Raw genomic sequence first — 18,824 nt, 5'->3', positions numbered from 1 at the left:
CAATTCAGAAACATATTTTTTGTTACAATTCCTTAAGACTTTTTTACCATTTTGTTACCTATACCTATGAATATATAGCAACTCTAGGGGGTTTTTATCTCCTTTTTGTATACTGGGGAATTTATCGGTCCTATACGAGGTGGCTATTTTGCTGAAGCAGTAGGAGGAGAGACCATTATCATAAAGAGACAGCCCGGACCCTTATTTGGTGTACCGGACTGTCCCTTTATCATGAAAGATTTATATTATTTTTTATGCGTGTTCTCTTTGTGGTGTCTTTACGCGCTGATCTGCCTCTTCTTCCGTGCCTGGTGGACGGTTCCGCAGTCCGAGGACGACAAACCAGCTAATAACTGCAATAACGACCATGATAACGAACAGGGAATGCAGACTGTTTTCCAGTACAGAACGAAGTAATCCGGCAACCTTGTCACTTAGACTCTGTGAAGCATGCGGGGCCAGCAGACCGTTAATATCCTCCTGCGTAACCCCTTGCTGTGTAAGCTGTCCGTCTGCTGTCTGGGCAGCAATGCGATAATTCAGCCATGAACCGAAGGCTGCAACCCCGATCGTTTGCCCCAACGTACGCAGGAACGTATTCAAGGCTGTAGACGCACCACGCAGCTGGAATCCGACCGAGGACTGAGCAATAATCGTGAACACAGTTATCGAGAAGCCGAATCCCAGTCCATACAACAATGTAGACAGGAACAGCAGCCAGATCGGAGCCGTTTGGCCCATTAAGGTCATGACGAAGGCACCCAATACAATCAGGGTCAGCCCGATCAAAGAGGTTCGACGCGAGCCCAGCGTCAGCAAAATGCGTCCTCCGATCATGGAGCCAAATAGCCAACCTACGGACATTGGAGCCAAGGCGAGACCAGATGAAGCGGCATCTCCACCATGCACACCTTGAATCCATAGTGGAAGATAGCTAGTCAGTCCGATCAGCAGGGTGCTGACTAACAGGGCTGCGGCACAGGAAAAAGCGATATCCCGTATCCGAAATAGCTTTAGTGGCACCATCGGTTCCTGAGCGCGTTTTTCAATAACCAAAAACAGAATCAGGAACAAAATGGCTACGGCAGCCAAGGCCAGCAATTCAGGAGAAGCCCAGCCGATATACTGCCCACCCAGTGCCAATACGAGCAAGAGGGCCGTCATCCCGATGGTAAAGGTAACCGCTCCCGGCACGTCAATACGTGCGGTACGCTTGCTTACCTGTTCACGCAAGTAACGGGCGATGAAGAACATAGCCAGCAATCCAAAGGGGACGTTAAAGCCGAAAATCCACTCCCAGCCAAAATAGGTAACCACATAACCGCCCAAGAGAGGCCCGATCAGGGAAGAAATTCCCCATACGGAGCTGATCATACCTTGGACTTTGCCGCGTTCCTCCATTTTGTATATATCACCGATGATGGTAAAGGTAACGGGGATGACACCACCCGCACCAATCCCTTGTATAGCCCGGTAGATAATAAGCTGCTCCATACTACCAGCCATCATACAAAGCAACGAGCCAAGTACAAACAACGAACAGCCGATTAAAAAAATGGGTTTTCGGCCAAACAAATCGCTAAGCTTGCCGAAAATGGGCGTGGTCACAGCCATCGTCAGCAAATATGCCGTGAAAATCCAACTGAGCAATTTCACGCTACCCAGCTCGCTAACAATCGTCGGTCCCGCTGGACCGATAACCGTTCCTTCAATTGCGGCCAGAAAAGTGGCCAATAGAACACCTGTCAGCACGAGTCCGCGCTTCATGGGTTTATCGTTTCCCAAGCAAATCACAAATCCTTCCCTTATAAAAACTGTGTTGTATCTGTGCGGTTTGCCTTTCCAGAATGGATTATTACCCGCCCCGCATAATCGTAAACAGGCGGCCTATATAGGCCGCCTGTTTTGTACGATGTATATATATTATTGTCTACATATCGTTAATTTTTGTCAACTATAATCGTATGATTAATCTCACTATTTTCCATTTTATAGAGATGGCCCTCTTCCATGCACAGAACATCGCTGGCAAAGCTTTCAGCTACCTGCATATCGTGGGTGATGACCAGAAAAGCCGCACCTTCGGCAGACTGCTCTGTGCACATACGGAGCAGAATATTCGCTCCTTCGTAATCCGTTCCTGCGCTAGGCTCATCCAAAATGTATAGCTTTTTGGGCAAGATGAACTGTGCCGCAACGCTCAAGAGCCTTTTTTCGCCTCCACTTAGCAGGTACGGGGAGGCATCCAGTCTGTGCTCCAGCCTGGCGGAAGCCAGTAAGCGCTGCGCCCGTTCCACATATGCGGCGGGAACCGGCTCCCCGGTCCGTAAACCAAGCTTGGCGCGCACGCTGTACAAGCATTCCTCCCACACCGTTGCAGCTGCAAACTGATGCTCTGGCTGCTGGAACACATAGCCGATTCCGGCAGCCAGCTGGTGAATTGGCAACTTCGCCATATCCTGCCCCTCCCACCGCATGCACCCCTTCGGTGCTGGGAGTAGACCCATGAGCAGCTTGCCGAGCGTGGTTTTACCCGAGCCGTTCTCACCCAGCAGCACGGCTCGTTCACCGGGCGCAAGAGCTAGGCTCACGCCCTTTAGCGCTGCCCGCTGGCTGCCAGGATAGGTGAAGGTCAATCCCTTCACCTCCAACAACGGCTGCCCAGCGCGGTCCGCTGCTGAGCCGGGATTCACCCCGGGCTCACGCGGCATGTCTCCCCTCCCTGCGGAAGAGGGGAGCAGCCCCAAGGCGGCCAGCTGCGCACCATGTTCGCGCAGCAGCGTTTCGGGCGGACCCTGCATCTGCACAGTCCCGCTCTTCAAGACGATGACGCGCTGTGCTGCCCGCGCGCCATCGTCTATGCGGCCGGACGCGGTAACCACCGTCCGACCTTCGGCATGGAGCCGCCGACATAGCAGGGCGAAGTCGCGTACAGCCGGCGGGTCCAACTGCGCAGCTGCGTCGTCGAACACGACCAGCGGCGCTTCCAACGCCAGTACCGCAGCAATCGCGGTGCGTTGGCGCTGGCCTCCCGAGAGGCGCCGCACGAAGGAGTCGCGCTCGGGAGCTAGGCCGACGGCCTCCAGCGCAGCAGCAATGCGCTGCGCTATTTCTGCCGGAGGCACGCGCAGGTTCTCCGGCCCAAAAGCAATCTCGTCTTCGACGATTCCCTGCACCAGCTGGGCATCCGGGTCCTGAAGCACGACGCCGACAGTGGTGGCGACAGTAGCCAAATCAGCGGTATCGGGGTCCATCCCGTACACGGTCAGCTCCCCCGTCCGTTCGCCTTCACCGGAACGGGACAACCCGCCATGAAGTAGCTGACATAGCGTAGACTTTCCACTTCCACTGGCTCCGACAATGGCTACATGCTCGCCCACCGCAATGTCCAGTGTCAGACCATGTAAAGCTGGCTCCACCTGGTCATCATACCGATAGCCAAAATTCTTCAAGGATATTGCTATTTTACTGCTAGAGGTATAATCGCTATGTTCATTCATAATTGAAATATCCTCGATCCCCATTGTTGAAGATATAACCACATGTATAGCCACGGCTATGCACGTGAAGCGCGTCCCAGTTCAAAACGTTTTAACAGTCCCGTACGATTTAAAGCATCACCCAACACTTTCGTTAGCAGACCGCACAGGACAATGCCGCTCAGGATACGAACGACCAGTGCAATCGTCAGCACCTTCCAGCCCCAATGCATATAGCCAAACATATTGGCTGCGACAATAAACCACAGCGGAACCATAGCCCCACCCACTAGCATCAGCGAAACTGCGTTCCAGCGTCGATACCGCAACAAGGCAAATACCAACTCAGCCGCAATCATATAGCAGACAGCCGCCGCGATAATAGAAGCAATTCCATAGGCAGAGCCCATAAAGGATTGCACCACTGCGCCAAATGCATAAGCAATAACCGCCGTACCCGGCTTACGAATAATATAATAAGCCAACAAGCCGTATATCATGTACAGCCCGACAATAGAGGAAGTAGCGATAGGCCCTCCCAGACTGTTTAATGTTTTGTTAATGAGCGACAAATACACGGTCATGACACCGTTCAACGTGGCCAGCATCGCCATGAGGACGATATCCAGCGTTGTAAACTTTGCAAACATACGAGATTCCTTCATATGTATTTCTTGACTCCTCTCCCTATCTAATCTATAAGATTACAGCTCTGTTCCTTGTACAAGCTGTTACTGTATAAATGTATTCATCTGCGGTCTTATTGTCAACCTAATTATATTTAACAGGTTGACAATAAGACCAAAAATAAGAGGCTTCACTTTATAAGCTCCACCATAAAACAGCCGTAGTTAATACAGCAGTCACCGCACATAAGTTGCCTAAACGCCCATTGTTCAGTGTACGAAGATATGTCCGTTCTGCATAAGCACCGAAACCTTTGCCCTCCATAGCCAGCGCCGTCTGCTGAACCCGTCTTACAGCATTCACCAACACGGCAGCCGCATACCCGCTCCACCATGATAACCGATTGCTCCACCCTCGTGGTGGTTCCTGTCCACGAACACGCCGTGCTGCCATAATTGTTCTCCCTTCTTCTTCCAATAAGGGGAGAAACGTCAGTGCCACCGAAATACCGAACGCAAACCGATAAGGAACACGCAAGCGCAGATTCAATGCCTGCACAAAATCTCGGGGATCGGTCGTCGAGAGATAGATATAAGATGCCAAAAACAACACAAAAATCCGCAACGTTAACGCCCCTGCGATGTCCAGCCCCTCTGCTGTAATGACAATGGGTCCCCATGCAGCCACGGTATGTCCTTCTCGAATCGCTAGGATAGACAATATAAAATACGGAATACCTAAACCAATCAGGAACGACATAGCCCGAAGTTGGCGTGCTAAGGGCAAACGTGCGCCCAAGCCAGCCACAGCAATCAGTACAGCCAAGAGTGCTGCTTCCCGTAGCGTCGAATCCCAAGCCATCGACAGGAGGCTAAAACATCCCACCCATATTAGCTTACTTAACGGCCCTAACCTGTGCAGCGGCGACGAACCGCCGTTATACTGAAACAGCATTTCGTTGTGCCTCCAGTCTGAGCCATTCTTCATGCAGTAAAGAATACATCAGCATATCCTTAAAGCCTGTAGATGTATGCTGTACCTGCCGCAACAGCCCTTCCTGTGTCCAGCCCATCGAGGACAGCAGGGCTTGCGAGCCTGTATTGCGCGGGTCCACCAGCGCTTCGATCCGATTCAACCGAATCGTGTTATACCCGAATGACAGTACCAAGCGTAGCGCCTCGGTCATGTAACCCTGTCGCCAATAAGGCTTGGCTATTTCATAACCAATCTCGGCTTTATAAGCTCCCTCCGTCTGCCAATAATTAAAACCACAGCTTCCAATCAACTTCCCGTTCTCCTTCAGCTCTATTCCCCAGCGCAGCGCATCCTCCGTCTTCGCCAGCTCATTCAACAGCTCAATCATATCCTCTGCGTCCTCACGTCCTGACATACCAGAAAGGTTCATATAACGGTGAACCTCCGGGTCAGACCAGCAAGCAAACATTGTAGCCGCATCCCCGCTTTCCATCCTTCGCAGCCGAAGACGCGCACTTTCCAGCAGTGGTATATGCCCCTTACATGCATATGCACACATGTTCAATCATCCTTCCAGCATTAAAATGACAATAAATATACGCTACATTTAAGCATACACCTTCAACAAACACAACCTTATTTAAAGCTGCAAAGCTTATATATATAAATAGCCCTCCTGTTCCTAGGATTAGGAATTAGAAGGGCATCTTCTATATTATAAGAGATTAAACTGTGGTGCGAGTCGGTTTCTTCACAACATCCTTGTACAGTACGCCCAGCATCGACTGAATTTCCTGTAATTCATCGATCCCTGCGCCAGTAATGCTGAACATATCATCATGCGGTGTCAGAAAGTTTTCCTGCGTCAGGTTTTCAAGCTCCTGCTTGACCTCACGTTCTCCTACACGGTAACCGCGCTCTTCCAACACAGGTTGAATATCTCTTACCGTGAGATCGTTCTGATGTGCATAAGAAAGCATCTGTATACGGATAAACAAGTTCTGAACATCTGCATGCATAATTGTAATTCCTCCCTGGCCTAGGCCACCATGTTACACTGTTTTTACCCATAGAGGATAAGCTGGAAACAGATGAGGGCAACCCTCGCTGAATTACTTTCTATATTGTTTGTCCCGCTAAAACATATAGCTTTCCCTTTCCAAAATGATTCTGTACAGAGGTTAGAGTACGGAGTGTACGAAAAGGTTACAGAGTGATTTTCCACTTGACTGAATATATACAATCGTTATATCTTGAATTAATTAACCAATGGTAAAAGCGAATTGGATAATTACCTATTTTTTACGATATATACAACACTTAATGTAAAAATTTAATGTTAGGAGCGTGAACCCTACATGTTTCAAGCTATTCCTTACGAAGGCACACGTCATGAACAATTCGAATCGGTTCTCGGACAACTCCGGGCACTTATTCATGATGAATCCAATACCATTGCCAATCTGGCAAATGCTTCAGCATTACTTGGTCATTTCCTTCCTGATATTAATTGGAGCGGTTTCTATCTTTATGATGGCACTGAGCTTGTACTTGGTCCTTTCCAGGGCTTACCTGCATGTATACGGATTCCATTAGGACGTGGCGTATGCGGTACCGCAGCAGCAGAACAACGGACGCTTGTTATAGATGATGTACATGCGTTTCCAGGACATATTGCCTGTGACGCTGCTTCCAATAGTGAAATCGTTATTCCCCTTGTCAAGAATGGGGAACTGATTGGAGTGCTGGACATTGACAGCCCACTCAAAGGCCGCTTTGATCACGAAGATCGTGTATTCCTAGAGGAATTTACGGCTATTCTGGTAGCCAGCCTATAACCAAAAATAGCGCATATATATCGTCTTCCTTCGCCACAATATAGGAGGGTCTGAAACCCAAAACTATCCGGCGAAGGAGATTGATGATTCATGTACAACAACATGGCTCCACAACAACAACTTCATCAATGTGAACAAATCATGCAGCAATTGGTACAACAAACACAGCAAGGAACTGCCATGTATCAGCAGTTGCTGCAACAGGAACAACAAAATGCATCCAGTCTTGAAAGCCTGGTGCAACGTGAACGAAGCGCAGCTCAAATGATCCAAACTGCAATTCAGCATCACCAGCAGGCTATGCAGCAATACCAGCAAGTGATTCAACTGTGTAGTCAGTTGGAAAACTCCATCCGTTCCAGCAATCAAATGACTCAGCCTGGATTTGGCGATAGCTTTGCTTCCCGCAGTATGCAACCAACCTCCTTTAATACAGGAAGCCACATGAATCACAGCTTTCCGCAACATATGGGAACCACTGGACAGCATTTCGCAAGCAGTGGCATGCAACATTACGGAAACAACAGTCAGCAAGGCATGAGAACAGCACAAAGCAGCATGTAAGCTGCTTTATACACAAAAAGGGTGAACAGCAGGCCATCGGAATTGGCTTGTTGTTCACCCCTTTGTTAATTTAATTCCCGTTCGGCTAAAACCTTCATCCCGTCTCGCAAATACTCAGCCAGTCCGGGGCGATAGCCTTCATACATTTTATTGAAATCCTCATGCTCTACATACAAGTCTCCCAGCCCGCTATAAATTTCTGCTGTAGGGGTATAGAATCGGCTTACCCATTGAAGATGACGGCGGATTAGCGCCTGTACTTCTTCACTGTTATGCTTCAATCCTTTATTCATGGCTTCTGCCAGCCGCCGATGAATCTGGTCAGCCTCTGCCTGCGAATCCAAATAATCCTCTTTGCTCCAGTTCTTCGTCGCCGTCTTGCTCTCCTGAATTGTTTCCTGAGCCTCTTGACCATAACGGTCTGTCAAATCACGTTCATACATTTCCTGCTTTTCCGGATTAAATCCTTGGTACATGTGCTCTGGTTTCATTGCTTGTTCCCCTTTCAAATGAGCCACCGTTTCGTCGATGGTCTGTAGGAGAGTATGCAAGCGGAAGACTTTGGCCTCGACCTTGGCTCGATGCTCCTGCAAAACCTCGGCCTTTTGTTCCTTGGTTTGCTCCAGCACATTTCCAATTTCAGATAAAGGCAAATCCAGTTCCCTGTACATCATGATTTGCTGAAGCCTCAACAGTTGTTCCTGCTCGTAATAGCGATATCCATTATTTCCAATATGATGCGGTTTCAGCAATCCGATTTCATCATAATAATGCAATGTTCGTACGCTGATTCCCGACAGATTAGATACTTCCTTCACCGTATAAGCCATTCCGCTTCACCTCCCTTGCTTGACAGTCTACAGTCTCACGTGGCGTGAGAGTCAACGTCCCCACTCGCCCACCTTGGTACTACACTTTTACCCTGTAAGCGCGTTGTGAACCGCCCATTTGCCAACCATTTTCAATACTTACGACCTAGAATCTGCATCTTTAGAAATCTATGCAAAAAAGCCCTCCAGCACGTATTCTCAAATATGCCAGGGGCTCCATATATTCGATTTGACTTTACCACTATTTACAGATCATACGATACCTAAGAGAGGCTTTTCCCCATAACCACATGATCATAAAAAGCTATCTTTTGAATAATTTTCTCCAAATTGTGCTGCGTTTGTGCCACATGTTCTTCCACTTTCTTTTTGTGGGCTACAAGGAAGTCTCTTCTCTCTTGGATTGTGGCTTCTCCTTTTACATTTAGCTCAAGGTATGCCTTAATTTCTTCAATGGTCATCCCTGTATCTTTCATAGCCATAAGGAACCTAATCCAATCAATTTGTTTTTCGGTATATACCCTTCTTCCACCTTCATCCCGACCCACATCAGGTAATATGCCTTCTTTTTCATAGTAACGAAGAGTAGATGCGGGCAATCCGCTCTTCATTTGAACTTCTTTAATGGAGTACATAGTTATTCCCCTCCCCGTTCTTTTATTTTCTCTTCAAGTCAGCTTTAACGATAAGTATAAGTTTTCATAGTAAAGAGTGCAAAATTAAGATTCCTACTACCTTGCAGCAGCGAGGCAACCTTCTTATTGCCCGTTAATCCAGATAGAAAATAGAACGTGGGCATTTGTGCCTCATAACGAAAATCGTCTAGAATAATCTTTATGAATATATATCGGAAATTCTTTATAATCTCCTCAACACGTTTCTCTCCATAACAAAACATATTTTGGAAATTACTTGTATACTTTTCAACAGTTTACTAAATATATGCGATTGCTTCTCTAAGCCTATTCTTTTTTATCATAACTATTTAGTATTATAAGGATATAAAAAAAGGAGGTTATCATTTGAAAAGTACAGGTATGACACGTCCCCTAGATGCGTTAGGCCGCATCGTTATTCCCAAAGAAATGCGAATTTCCATGGATTATAATGTGGGTGATCCTGTTGAGATTTTTGCAGATGAGGAAACTGGTATTCTCGCCTTTCGAAAGTACACTGGGGTGACGTGTAAAATGTGTGGTTCAACAGAACAGTTAACTTATTTTAGAGACAGCTTTATTTGCGGGGAATGTATTGAAAGTTTAAAGAAGGGGATAAATTTCAGCCCTATCCTAAGACCAGCTAAATCAGCTTTATCCAACTCACAACGATCTAATAAAGAGTCCAAACGTCTGCGGCGATCGACACAACAAATGATCGAAAGTCTAAAAGAATTAATGCAAAAACACCCCAATGCAGCACAGCACGAATATGCCAAAATACTTGAGGTTTCCCAAGCCCGTATATCCCAGCTCAAAAAAATGCTCTAACTACAGCTTGATACCCTACATAGATATACACCAGAGATTTCATCATGTGCAGCTACTTTTGAACCGTGATACGCAGCATCATAGCTAACCGACAAAACGCATGAACGTCCATGCGAAAATTCCACACTAGGTATAAAGAACCACTGCATGACTTGCAAGCGATAACGCCTATAAGCAGAAGGCTGTGCTACATTTAATAATGATTCCTGAATTAAAAAATGACCTTCTTTAATCTGAGAAGGTCATTTCATTTATTTATTCATTTTTCTATGGTAAACAACCCTATACTTTTCCATTTCGTCAGCTTTTCGTAATTTCATTACATCTCCTCCTCACAAAAAAATAGTATTCGTTATAGAAAGAGAAAGGATGTGTGAATCTAATATGAACAAACCTGCTCAAATTATTTCTATTCTTCTACTTTCCGTAAGTGTAAGTGCGTTTGCTGGTTGTGGAAAGCAGGAAACAACGGATACATCTACCAATGAAACAGTACCAACAACCTCAGAAACGGTAGTAAAAGAAGGAATAGATCCATCAGCCGACCTGCAAAGCTTAGACGAGATCAAATGGAATGATGTTAAAGACCCTCTTATTGAGGATGCCATGATAACAAAACTCAAAGTAGCAGTAGCTGCCTTCGTGTCAAAAGATTTGGATCAATTCCATGCTGTGCTAGGTGCAGACGTTGGAACAGGTCACGATTACCTCTTCGATCATCCGGTGAAGTTTACTGGTATTGACGAAGCTGTAAAAGAAAATAATCGGATATTGATACCTGTTGTAGGGGAACGACTGAATAATCAAGAAGGATATTCACCCGATATACGATATACCTTTTACTTTGAAAAAGATAAAGATGGCGCATGGCAAATTGTTTCAATTGATTAATTAAATTCTCTAAGATGCATTTATCTCGATTTATAGCAACATTGCCCATTCCAATCAGTGCGTTTGCACATATGATGTCACAAAATTCAATCTAAAGGAGAGATATATACCTTGTCTAAACATTCTTCTCATCGTTCGATGGGGTCGTTACAACCACATTTTGCAACCACTACTGAAGTGAGTAATTTTGTTAATCTATGGGGAATATTTACTGTGAATGGTCAACAGATCGTTGCTTTCGTAAAAAGCGTAGATCCCACTAATAAATCAATGTTAGTGCTATATCCTAATGGGACACAGTCTTATATTGATGTTACTCAAATCAGTCAGGCACAAGGTCCTTATCCAAGTATGCCATCTATTGCAGGACAAAGCGGTGGTCAGGGCGGCGGTCAAGGCGGTGGATCGCATTGGCCTCCTCATAATCAAGGCGGTGGTCATCAGGGTAGTGGCTCACAGTGGTGGCCTCCTCATAATCAAGGTGGCGGTCATCAGGGTGGTGGCTCACAGTGGTGGCCTCCTCATAATCAAGGCGGCGGTCATCAGGGTGGTGGCTCACAATGGTGGCCTCCTCATGGTCAAAGCGGTGGTCAAGGTGGTGGGTCACAGTGGCCTTCCAGTGGATCTCGTAGCGTCAATCGGAAAAATCGGAAAAACTAATGCCTAACCCTTAGTATGGCAAATTGATGCTTGCCATGAGCGAGTGTCGCTTGGAACACATTCAATATTGGACCAACCCAAAGGGCGTCGCCTGCAAATGCACGCGATGCCTTTTGGTGTTAGCCACTGGCTACTTCGATTCCTCTAATGCTTAATCCTCTGGCTCTGAACATACATATTAGGCTTTGCTGGCCATGTCTGCAATCTGGCGAAGCCACTTCTTACGCGTATTTTCATCAGATTGGGGTACCGACTCGAAAAATAGATGATACATGATATCAAGTCCACAATATTCAAATATGCCTTTGTCAGACGTCAAGCGAAGGGCTTGATCCATACCATTGCTGGCATATTCCGCATGTGATTTTCCTTGTGTATTGAGGATAATGGCTTTCTTACCCTTGAGTAATCCCATCTGCACTCCATTTACATATTTATAAGCAAATCCGTAAGAGAATACGCGGTCTATATACCCTTTCATAATGGCTGGCATCCCAGTCCACCAAATCGGATAAATAAGGGTGATTACCTCTGCCCATTGCAAAAATTCCTGTTCCCGTACAACATCTTCTCCGATTCCTTCAATGACCTCGCTGCTGCTAATCACAGGTTGAAAGTTGATTGCATATAGATCACGAACAACCACATCATGTCCTTTTTGCTTCAGCCCCTCGACTGCTGTGGTCAAAATTGCATGATTAAAGCTTCCCTCGGATGGATGTGCGTAAATAATAAGATGCTTCATGTTCTCTCCTCCATTTACTTTAAAATAAGTGATTGATCAATTACTTAACTTCGTACTCCTTCAATTAACTGAATATGCTCAATCCATAGTTCCGATAAAGATACGTTCAGTAAACTTGAGCGGTATCCTGCTCATGAATATCACCTCCGTTGCTTGTTAATTCAGTTAGTGATTGATCAATTACTAATGATTGGCCTCAGTATAGTTTATTCCTTTTTACTTTGCAAGTGCTTTTTGTTCAACTTGTCAAAAAGATTATTTAAAGATCTGATCCCAAGGCAGTGTTATTATCGCTGTTCAAAGAAAATAAAGTCCCCCAGTTGATGTCCATTAAGGTGTGATGTCAATAATCCACTTAATATGACTTTATAATGTCATGTTATAAGGTGTATGCTACCGAGAGAGGTGAAGCGTATGCCGTTAAGCAGACATTTTGAAATCGTTTATATGTTACTCCATAAGAAAAAAGTGACTGCTGATGAATTGGCAGAGCATTTTGAGGTTTCCACACGAACGATTTATCGGGACATAGATACCTTAAGCGCAGCTGGGATTCCCATCTACAGCAGTAGAGGCAAGGGGGGCGGAATATCATTGATGGAGGGTTATGTCTTTAACACCTCTTTACTGTCCGAGCAGGAACAAGATGATATCTTAATGGCCCTTCAGAGTGTGGCTACAGCTACCATCCCACAGGTAGAAGAAGTGCTAAACAAGTTGAGTAGGCTTTTTAAAAAAGACATGGGAAACTGGATCGAAGTAGATTTTTCGCCATGGGGAAGCCAAAACAGCCAGAGACAGCTATTCACTCTTATACGCAACGCAATAATCACAAACCGTGTTATAAAGTTCCGCTATTATAACGTCGCCGGGGAACAGAGTTATCGTAGCGTCGAACCTGCCAAGCTCTTGTTTAAAGATAAATCCTGGTATGTGGAAGGTTACTGTTTAAATACGGAAAGTCATCGTGTATTTAAGATTAGCCGAATGAAAGAGATTGCAGTTACCGAAATTAGTTATGAACCAAGAACAGTCGTAGCATCTACAGATACAAAGATGAACGACTTGCTTCATACCATTGAAGTAACTCTTCACATTTCTGCTCAAGGAGCTTACCGCGTATACGATGAATTTGCCGAGAAAACAATTACTCAGAAGGAAGACGGCTCTTATACCGTCACAGCACAATTTCCTGTAGGCAATTGGCTGGACAGTTATCTGCTGTCCTTTGGCCCCCTCCTTATAGAGGTTAGCCCCGAACAAGTACGTACAAGAATATTGTCTCATTTAGAAACGATGAAAAGAAATTTAAATGATCCTCTATAATATGACACCATGTAGTCATATTATTACTGCTATGATGAGTTTGAAGTTATCGCTCACAACATCACCATAGGAGGTTGAAGGATCAATGAATCCACATAGAACCCTGCCACAGGCAGTAGAAACTTACTTTACATCAGCGAACAAATCCCAGCTTGAAGTACTTACTTCCGCTTTCGATAAAGATGCGTTGATCTTGGATAATCATCGCGAAATCAAAGGTATGGAAGCCATAAAATCATGGTGTGAAGCAGAAATATTGAGGCCGAATGTCACCTTTGAGATCGTGGATATGGATGACAGTAATAATACCATCGTCGTTATTGCGAAAGTAGACGGAGACTTTGATAAATCAAATCTTCCCGATCCACTCCTACTTAAACATCAATTTCTAGTAAACAACAATAAAATTAAAGAACTGATTATTACACTTCCATAAAGGAATTAAAAAAATAAGAAAGGGAAAACGAATATGCCCGCTTATGTTGTTTTTATACGTGAACAGAGTACCGATCAAACTGAACTCCAACTCTATTCTGAGTTGGCACCGGCAGGTTTGGCGGGACATTCCGTCAACCCCCTAGCAATGTATGGCGCATACCAAGTCCTCGAAGGACCCGCTATTGAAGGGCTGGCCATCTTGGAATTCCCCACTTTTGAGGAAGCACAAGCTTGGTACTTTAGTCCAGCCTATCAAAAAGCCCTAAAGCATCGACTGCGCGGAGGGCGGTACCGGGGTGTCATTGTCGATAGTTTGTAAGGTTCGCAAGACAAGTGAACTCGAAGTGGAGATACCTAGAGGTATTTTTCAACCACATTGTAAAATTTAGGAGGAATTATTCGCATGAGTTTTCAATTAGAAAGCATTTTAAGTGAGTTTAAAGGCAAAAGGGCCTTGGTCACAGGCGGTACCAAAGGAATGGGAGAGGCTATTGCTAAGAGACTTACAGCTGCAGGTGCTACCGTAATAACTACGGCTCGAACTACTCCAGTTAATTTAGAAAATCCAGACCTGTTTATTCCAGCCGATATTAGTACGCCTGAAGGTGTAGATAAAGTAGTAAACAGTGTTCTTGAGCGCCTAGGCGGTGTAGATATTCTTGTCAACAATGTTGGAGGCTCGTCAGCCCCATCCGGAGGAGCTCTTATCTTGACAGACGAGCATTGGCAGCAAACTTTTAACGCCAATCTGTTTGCTGCCGTCCGTTTAGACCGTGGACTGCTGCCGGCTATGGTGGAAAAGGGTTCCGGTGTTATTATTCATATTTCATCTATTCAACGTCGCTTGCCGCTATATGATGCAACATTGGCTTATGCTGCAGCCAAAGCAGCTTTAACTACTTACAGCAAAGGGTTATCCAAGCAGTTTTCGCCTCAGGGCATTCGTATTAATACAGTTGCGCCAGGCTTTATCGAAACGAAGGCAGCACAAAGTTTGATTGATCGGATTGCTGAGACGACAGGTGACCGAGAAAGTGCATTAAAGCAACTGATGGACTCGTTGGGAGGAATTCCAATTGGTCGTCCAGGACTACCAGAAGAAGTCGCTGAGCTTGTTGCTTTTCTGGTATCCGACCGGGCCGCTTCAATTACAGGAAGTGAATATAATATTGACGGTGGAACAGTTCCAACGGTCTAACACTTTATTTTCATCTGACAATCGCGCAAAAGGTGAAAAAAAGCCCATCTAATGAGCAGACATACGCAAAACGTATTATCTATGTCCATCAGATAGGCTTTTATATAACTACTACCGTTTAATAACGACCAGCTTTGTTTCCAGCATTTCTTCCATGGCATACTTTACGCCTTCTCGTCCAGTGCCGCTTTGCTTCACACCACCATACGGCATATGGTCAACACGGAAGCTTGGAATGTCATTGATTACCACGCCGCCAACCTCAAGCTTGTCCGCTGCATCCAGCGCGGTCGTGATATCACGCGTGTAAATTCCCGCCTGCAGGCCATAGATCGAATCATTCACATGGTTTACGGCTTCATCTATAGAGCTAACAGAATGAATCAGCACAAGCGGGGCAAACACTTCACGACAGGACACCTTGGAAGTCGGGTCCACATTAAGCAAAACCGTCGGCTCCAAAATACCCCCCTTGGCTTGGCCACCCAGAGCGATCCTCGCACCTGCTTGAACCGCTTCTTCCAGCCACTCACGGACACGTTCGACATCCTTGGCTGAAATAAGCGCGGATACATCCGTGTCCGGCTCTAGCGGATCTCCAATTTTTAAACGTTGAGTCGCTTCTATAAATCGGGATACAAAGGTATCATACAGTTCATTAACAACGTAAATACGCTGAACCGATATACACACCTGTCCCTGATTGGCAAAAGCTCCGCTCACACAGCGGTCGATGACCGCGTCCACATCCGTATCACGGTCGATAATAACAGCCGCGTTGGAACCCAGCTCCAGCGTGACCCGCTTCAAGCCGGCCTTGGAGCGAATTTCTGTACCGACCGCCGGGCTACCGGTAAAAGTGATATAGCTGACGCGTGGATCAGTGACAAGTACGTCGCCAATGGTTTTACCATCGCCGCTGATCACGTTAAGAGCGCCCGCAGGCAATCCAGCCTGCTCCAGCAGCTCCGCAATCAAGTAAGCCGACAACGGCGTCTGCTCCGCAGGCTTTAATACGACCGTATTGCCTGCTGCCAGCGCGGGACCCACTTTATGAGCGACCAGATTCATCGGGAAGTTAAATGGTGTAATAGCTCCGACTACCCCTACTGGTTCTTTGAGCGTGTAGGCCATACGACCCTCGCCGCCCGGTGCGGCATCCAGCGGAATGGTTTCCCCGTGAATCCGTTTGGCTTCTTCAGCTGCGAACTTGTAGGTTTGCACCGTCCGATCAACCTCCGCCAGCGCAGCCTTCCATGGTTTGGACGCTTCACGTGCAATGATGCGCGCTGCATCCTCACGCCGCTCTTCCAGCAGGTTAGCCAGCTTCTCCAAAATGGCTGACCGCTGGTGCGCTGGCATGGCCCGCATCTCCGAGCGTGCATCAGAGGCCGCTTGAATAGCAGCCTTGGCATCCTCTGACGTGGCCTCTGCCACCTCAGCAATGATTTCCCCGGAATACGGTGATTTCAACGTCGTGTACGATGAAGCAGCTTTCCATTCTCCACCAATAAATAAATGCTGCTGCATGCTTTTCCCTCCTTCTCTTGATATCAACGTTCTTTTACCATCTATTTTACCGTCAACACCGGACAAGGTGCATGCTGAATCACCCGATGGCTCACACTACCCAGTATCATTTCGGAAACAAGTCCTTTGCCCCGCGTCCCCATAATGATCAAATCCGTCTTTTCCTGCTTTGCACTTTCGCAAATGACACTGGCCGGATCACCGTGACCCGCCAGCATACGGTAAGAAATACCCTCGTCCTTCAAATAGTCGGATGCAGGTTCTAAGATATGACGACCTTCCTCTTCGATCCGCTCATCCACATCAACCCCAACCGGCGGCTCATTCATGGATAAAGCCGGGTTTACATGCAATACAGTCAGATGCGGATTCCCCTGAAGCTGCTTAGACAACGTTTTGGCTGTCTCCAACGCCTTCATCGCGTGTTCCGAACCGTCAATCGCGACTAGAATATGTTTGTACTCGTTCATACTCTTTTCCTCCTCAGAAGTCCAATTTTAGTGTGCATCCACTTGAATATCCTGCATATGTCGACGACGTACGATCAGCACAGCTACACCAATCAGTACCATCAATGCTCCAAAATAAAACGGGGTTTCTGCTGAGTACCACTCTGACAGCTTCCCTGCAAGCCACGGCGAAATTGCCCCGCCCAAAAACCGCATGAAGCTGTAGGCCGCAGATGCTGTCGAGCGCTCCACTGGGGCAGCCTGCATAACAGCAGTTGTAATCAATGTATTGTTAATTCCCAGAAAAATACCAGCTACAATGACGGCGACAATGACAGTCGTTGGCGAACCAGCTATCGTCCCAATCGCCATAACACCTAAATCAATGGCAAACAGCGTCAGCATGATACTAATGGAAGATACCACGCTCAAGCGTGCTTGAATCTTCGGTGCTACAAACACCGAGGTAAAGGCCAGCATAATTCCCCAGCCAAAAAACACATAACCTAAACCATGCTCGTCCAGATTCATTACATATGGAGAATACGCCATCAACGTAAAAAATCCAAAGTTATATAACAACGCTACAATACCGAGCGTGAGCAAAGCCGGATAACTGAGCGCTTTGAACGGATCGGCAATGGAACCGCGTTTTTTGGGCTTTGGAATCGAAGGCAGCATAAACGTAATGAACAAAAATCCCACTACCATCAGTCCGGCTACACCGAAAAACGGACCGCGCCAGGAAATGGAACCTAACTCACCGCCCAACAACGGCCCCACTGAAATCCCAAGGCCCAATGCCGCTTCATACAAAATAATTGCTTTAGCTGTTCCAGAAGTGGACAGACCTACAATCGCAGACAACGCTGTTGCGATAAACAAAGCGTTCCCCAAACCCCAGCCTGCCCGGTAGCCCACAATTCCGCCAACTGTATTGGCTGTGCCGCCCAGTCCGGCAAACACAATAATAAACAAAATCCCGGTTAGTAGTGTCCATTTGACACCCAATCGACTAGATACAACGCCCGTAATCAGCATCGCAACGCCTGTTACCAGATTATAGCTGGTGAACAGCAATGACACTTGGCTTTTCGTAGCATGAAGCTGATCGGCAATGGCCGGAAGAATCGGATCGACCAATCCCAGACCCATAAATGAAATAACACAAGCAAAGGCGACCGCCCATACCGCTTTAGGTTGAGACAGCAAGCCTGAGCGTTCTTTTAACTCTTCAGGTAATGCGTGTTGTGAACTCATATTATGATTTTACCTCCACATCTGAATGTAAATGTTCTTGTTATGACGGGTCGTGATCAAGTTCCTCATCCAGAAGAACCTTGCGTTCACGCACCCTAACCCGCAACTCCTCCAGCTCAGTCTGGAGCATACGGATGCTGTTGATTTTTCCCTCCATTAATTCCAACTGTTCGTTCAGTGTACCTTCCATATCCTCCAACATGGCCCGTCGCTCGTTCGGTTGCAAATGCTCCGTTCGCTCGCGATATTCCTCCCGCTGACCCTTGAGCATTTCCGCTGCGGACATGTAACGCTGAAGCTCTTGCAAGGAGAATCCAAGTACTTCCTTGGCACTCACTATTTTTTTTAGTAAATCCACATCCTTCTGCGTATACAGGCGCATATTTCCTTCACTGCGCTGCGGAGAGGGCAATAAGCCGATTTCCTCATAATAACGAATGGTTCGCTTGGTTAATCCGCTTTGTTTGGCGACCTCATCAATTTTATACGTAACCATGACACCCACCTTATGAAAAAGATTATATATA

General features: G+C 46.4%; 22 protein-coding genes. 9 read left to right on the top strand and 13 right to left on the bottom strand.

What is annotated here, in order from left to right; genetic code table 11:
* Positions 1–252 precede the first annotated feature (252 nt).
* From NLX73_RS22200 to NLX73_RS22175, 6 genes are all read right to left on the bottom strand, one after another.
* Positions 253–1,767, bottom strand: coding sequence for an MDR family MFS transporter (locus NLX73_RS22200; RefSeq protein WP_254327351.1), 1,515 nt, complete (start codon positions 1,765–1,767; stop codon positions 253–255).
* Between the two features lie 173 nt (positions 1,768–1,940).
* Complete coding sequence (locus NLX73_RS22195) at positions 1,941–3,500, bottom strand: ABC transporter ATP-binding protein (RefSeq protein WP_302055527.1); 1,560 nt, start codon at positions 3,498–3,500, stop codon at positions 1,941–1,943.
* A gap of 56 nt (positions 3,501–3,556) precedes the next feature.
* A complete protein-coding gene (locus NLX73_RS22190; protein WP_235307211.1) occupies positions 3,557–4,144 on the bottom strand; it encodes an ECF transporter S component in 588 nt (195 codons plus the stop codon).
* A gap of 157 nt (positions 4,145–4,301) precedes the next feature.
* Complete coding sequence (locus NLX73_RS22185) at positions 4,302–5,060, bottom strand: energy-coupling factor transporter transmembrane component T family protein (protein ID WP_069291075.1); 759 nt, start codon at positions 5,058–5,060, stop codon at positions 4,302–4,304.
* Positions 5,044–5,640 (bottom strand): GNAT family N-acetyltransferase, encoded by a 597-nt coding sequence (locus NLX73_RS22180; protein WP_254327349.1) that lies wholly within the window; start codon positions 5,638–5,640, stop codon positions 5,044–5,046. The genes NLX73_RS22185 and NLX73_RS22180 overlap by 17 nt, the downstream gene beginning before the upstream one ends.
* A 166-nt stretch (positions 5,641–5,806) precedes the next feature.
* A complete protein-coding gene (locus NLX73_RS22175) occupies positions 5,807–6,100 on the bottom strand; it encodes a hypothetical protein (protein WP_061831300.1) in 294 nt (97 codons plus the stop codon).
* 339 nt (positions 6,101–6,439) lie between these two features.
* On the opposite strand from NLX73_RS22175, the gene NLX73_RS22170 reads away from it, so the two are divergent.
* Together NLX73_RS22170 and NLX73_RS22165 are read left to right on the top strand one after the other, a co-directional pair.
* Positions 6,440–6,919, top strand: a complete 480-nt coding sequence (locus NLX73_RS22170) for a GAF domain-containing protein (RefSeq protein WP_025719270.1) — start codon at positions 6,440–6,442, stop codon at positions 6,917–6,919.
* A gap of 90 nt (positions 6,920–7,009) precedes the next feature.
* The gene (locus NLX73_RS22165; protein WP_250267424.1) at positions 7,010–7,483 is read left to right on the top strand and encodes a hypothetical protein; all 474 of its coding nucleotides are present in this window, start codon (positions 7,010–7,012) and stop codon (positions 7,481–7,483) included.
* Between the two features lie 65 nt (positions 7,484–7,548).
* Here NLX73_RS22165 and NLX73_RS22160 read toward each other — a convergent pair whose 3' ends face one another.
* Both NLX73_RS22160 and NLX73_RS22155 read right to left on the bottom strand, forming a co-directional pair.
* Complete coding sequence (locus tag NLX73_RS22160; protein ID WP_254327348.1) at positions 7,549–8,313, bottom strand: MerR family transcriptional regulator; 765 nt, start codon at positions 8,311–8,313, stop codon at positions 7,549–7,551.
* 263 nt (positions 8,314–8,576) lie between these two features.
* Positions 8,577–8,948, bottom strand: a complete 372-nt coding sequence (locus NLX73_RS22155) for a MerR family transcriptional regulator (RefSeq protein ID WP_069291070.1) — start codon at positions 8,946–8,948, stop codon at positions 8,577–8,579.
* A 387-nt stretch (positions 8,949–9,335) separates the two neighbouring features.
* Between NLX73_RS22155 and NLX73_RS22150 the strand changes: the two genes are divergently transcribed.
* The 3 genes from NLX73_RS22150 (at position 9,336) to NLX73_RS22140 (ending at position 11,351) form a co-directional block, all read left to right on the top strand.
* On the top strand, positions 9,336–9,800 hold the full coding sequence (locus NLX73_RS22150) for an AbrB/MazE/SpoVT family DNA-binding domain-containing protein (RefSeq protein WP_061831296.1): 465 nt from the start codon (positions 9,336–9,338) through the stop codon (positions 9,798–9,800).
* A gap of 384 nt (positions 9,801–10,184) precedes the next feature.
* Entirely contained in the window at positions 10,185–10,691 is a 507-nt protein-coding gene (locus NLX73_RS22145) for a hypothetical protein (RefSeq protein ID WP_250267422.1), read from the top strand.
* 213 nt (positions 10,692–10,904) lie between these two features.
* Complete coding sequence (locus NLX73_RS22140; protein WP_254327347.1) at positions 10,905–11,351, top strand: hypothetical protein; 447 nt, start codon at positions 10,905–10,907, stop codon at positions 11,349–11,351.
* A 178-nt stretch (positions 11,352–11,529) separates the two neighbouring features.
* Here NLX73_RS22140 and NLX73_RS22135 read toward each other — a convergent pair whose 3' ends face one another.
* Positions 11,530–12,096, bottom strand: coding sequence for an NAD(P)H-dependent oxidoreductase (locus NLX73_RS22135; RefSeq protein WP_165178962.1), 567 nt, complete (start codon positions 12,094–12,096; stop codon positions 11,530–11,532).
* A 414-nt stretch (positions 12,097–12,510) separates the two neighbouring features.
* Between NLX73_RS22135 and NLX73_RS22130 the strand changes: the two genes are divergently transcribed.
* From NLX73_RS22130 to NLX73_RS22115, 4 genes are all read left to right on the top strand, one after another.
* A complete protein-coding gene (locus tag NLX73_RS22130) occupies positions 12,511–13,422 on the top strand; it encodes a helix-turn-helix transcriptional regulator (RefSeq protein WP_254327346.1) in 912 nt (303 codons plus the stop codon).
* A gap of 85 nt (positions 13,423–13,507) precedes the next feature.
* Positions 13,508–13,858, top strand: coding sequence for a nuclear transport factor 2 family protein (locus NLX73_RS22125; RefSeq protein ID WP_250267419.1), 351 nt, complete (start codon positions 13,508–13,510; stop codon positions 13,856–13,858).
* Between the two features lie 33 nt (positions 13,859–13,891).
* Positions 13,892–14,179 carry a DUF1330 domain-containing protein gene (locus NLX73_RS22120; protein ID WP_165178959.1) on the top strand — a complete coding sequence of 96 codons (288 nt, stop codon included), beginning with the start codon at positions 13,892–13,894 and terminating at the stop codon, positions 14,177–14,179.
* 84 nt (positions 14,180–14,263) lie between these two features.
* A complete protein-coding gene (locus tag NLX73_RS22115) occupies positions 14,264–15,058 on the top strand; it encodes an SDR family oxidoreductase (protein ID WP_076265259.1) in 795 nt (264 codons plus the stop codon).
* Between the two features lie 111 nt (positions 15,059–15,169).
* Here NLX73_RS22115 and NLX73_RS22110 read toward each other — a convergent pair whose 3' ends face one another.
* The 4 genes from NLX73_RS22110 to NLX73_RS22095 are packed head-to-tail and all read right to left on the bottom strand — an operon-like array spanning position 15,170 to position 18,793.
* Complete coding sequence (locus NLX73_RS22110) at positions 15,170–16,588, bottom strand: aldehyde dehydrogenase family protein (protein ID WP_254327345.1); 1,419 nt, start codon at positions 16,586–16,588, stop codon at positions 15,170–15,172.
* 41 nt (positions 16,589–16,629) lie between these two features.
* Positions 16,630–17,058: a universal stress protein gene (locus NLX73_RS22105; protein WP_254327344.1), complete on the bottom strand. Its 429-nt coding sequence runs from the start codon at positions 17,056–17,058 to the stop codon at positions 16,630–16,632.
* Positions 17,059–17,085: 27 nt separating this feature from the next.
* Positions 17,086–18,297, bottom strand: coding sequence for an MFS transporter (locus NLX73_RS22100; RefSeq protein WP_061831287.1), 1,212 nt, complete (start codon positions 18,295–18,297; stop codon positions 17,086–17,088).
* Between the two features lie 40 nt (positions 18,298–18,337).
* On the bottom strand, positions 18,338–18,793 hold the full coding sequence (locus NLX73_RS22095; RefSeq protein WP_250267416.1) for a MerR family transcriptional regulator: 456 nt from the start codon (positions 18,791–18,793) through the stop codon (positions 18,338–18,340).
* Positions 18,794–18,824 lie beyond the last annotated feature (31 nt).

The sequence above is a fragment of the Paenibacillus sp. CH40 genome (genome assembly GCF_024213605.1).
Taxonomy (GTDB): Bacteria; Bacillota; Bacilli; order Paenibacillales; family Paenibacillaceae; genus Paenibacillus; species Paenibacillus polymyxa_B.
Note: the sequence above shows the minus strand (reverse complement) of the source record. Positions and strands in the feature narration are given on the sequence as shown.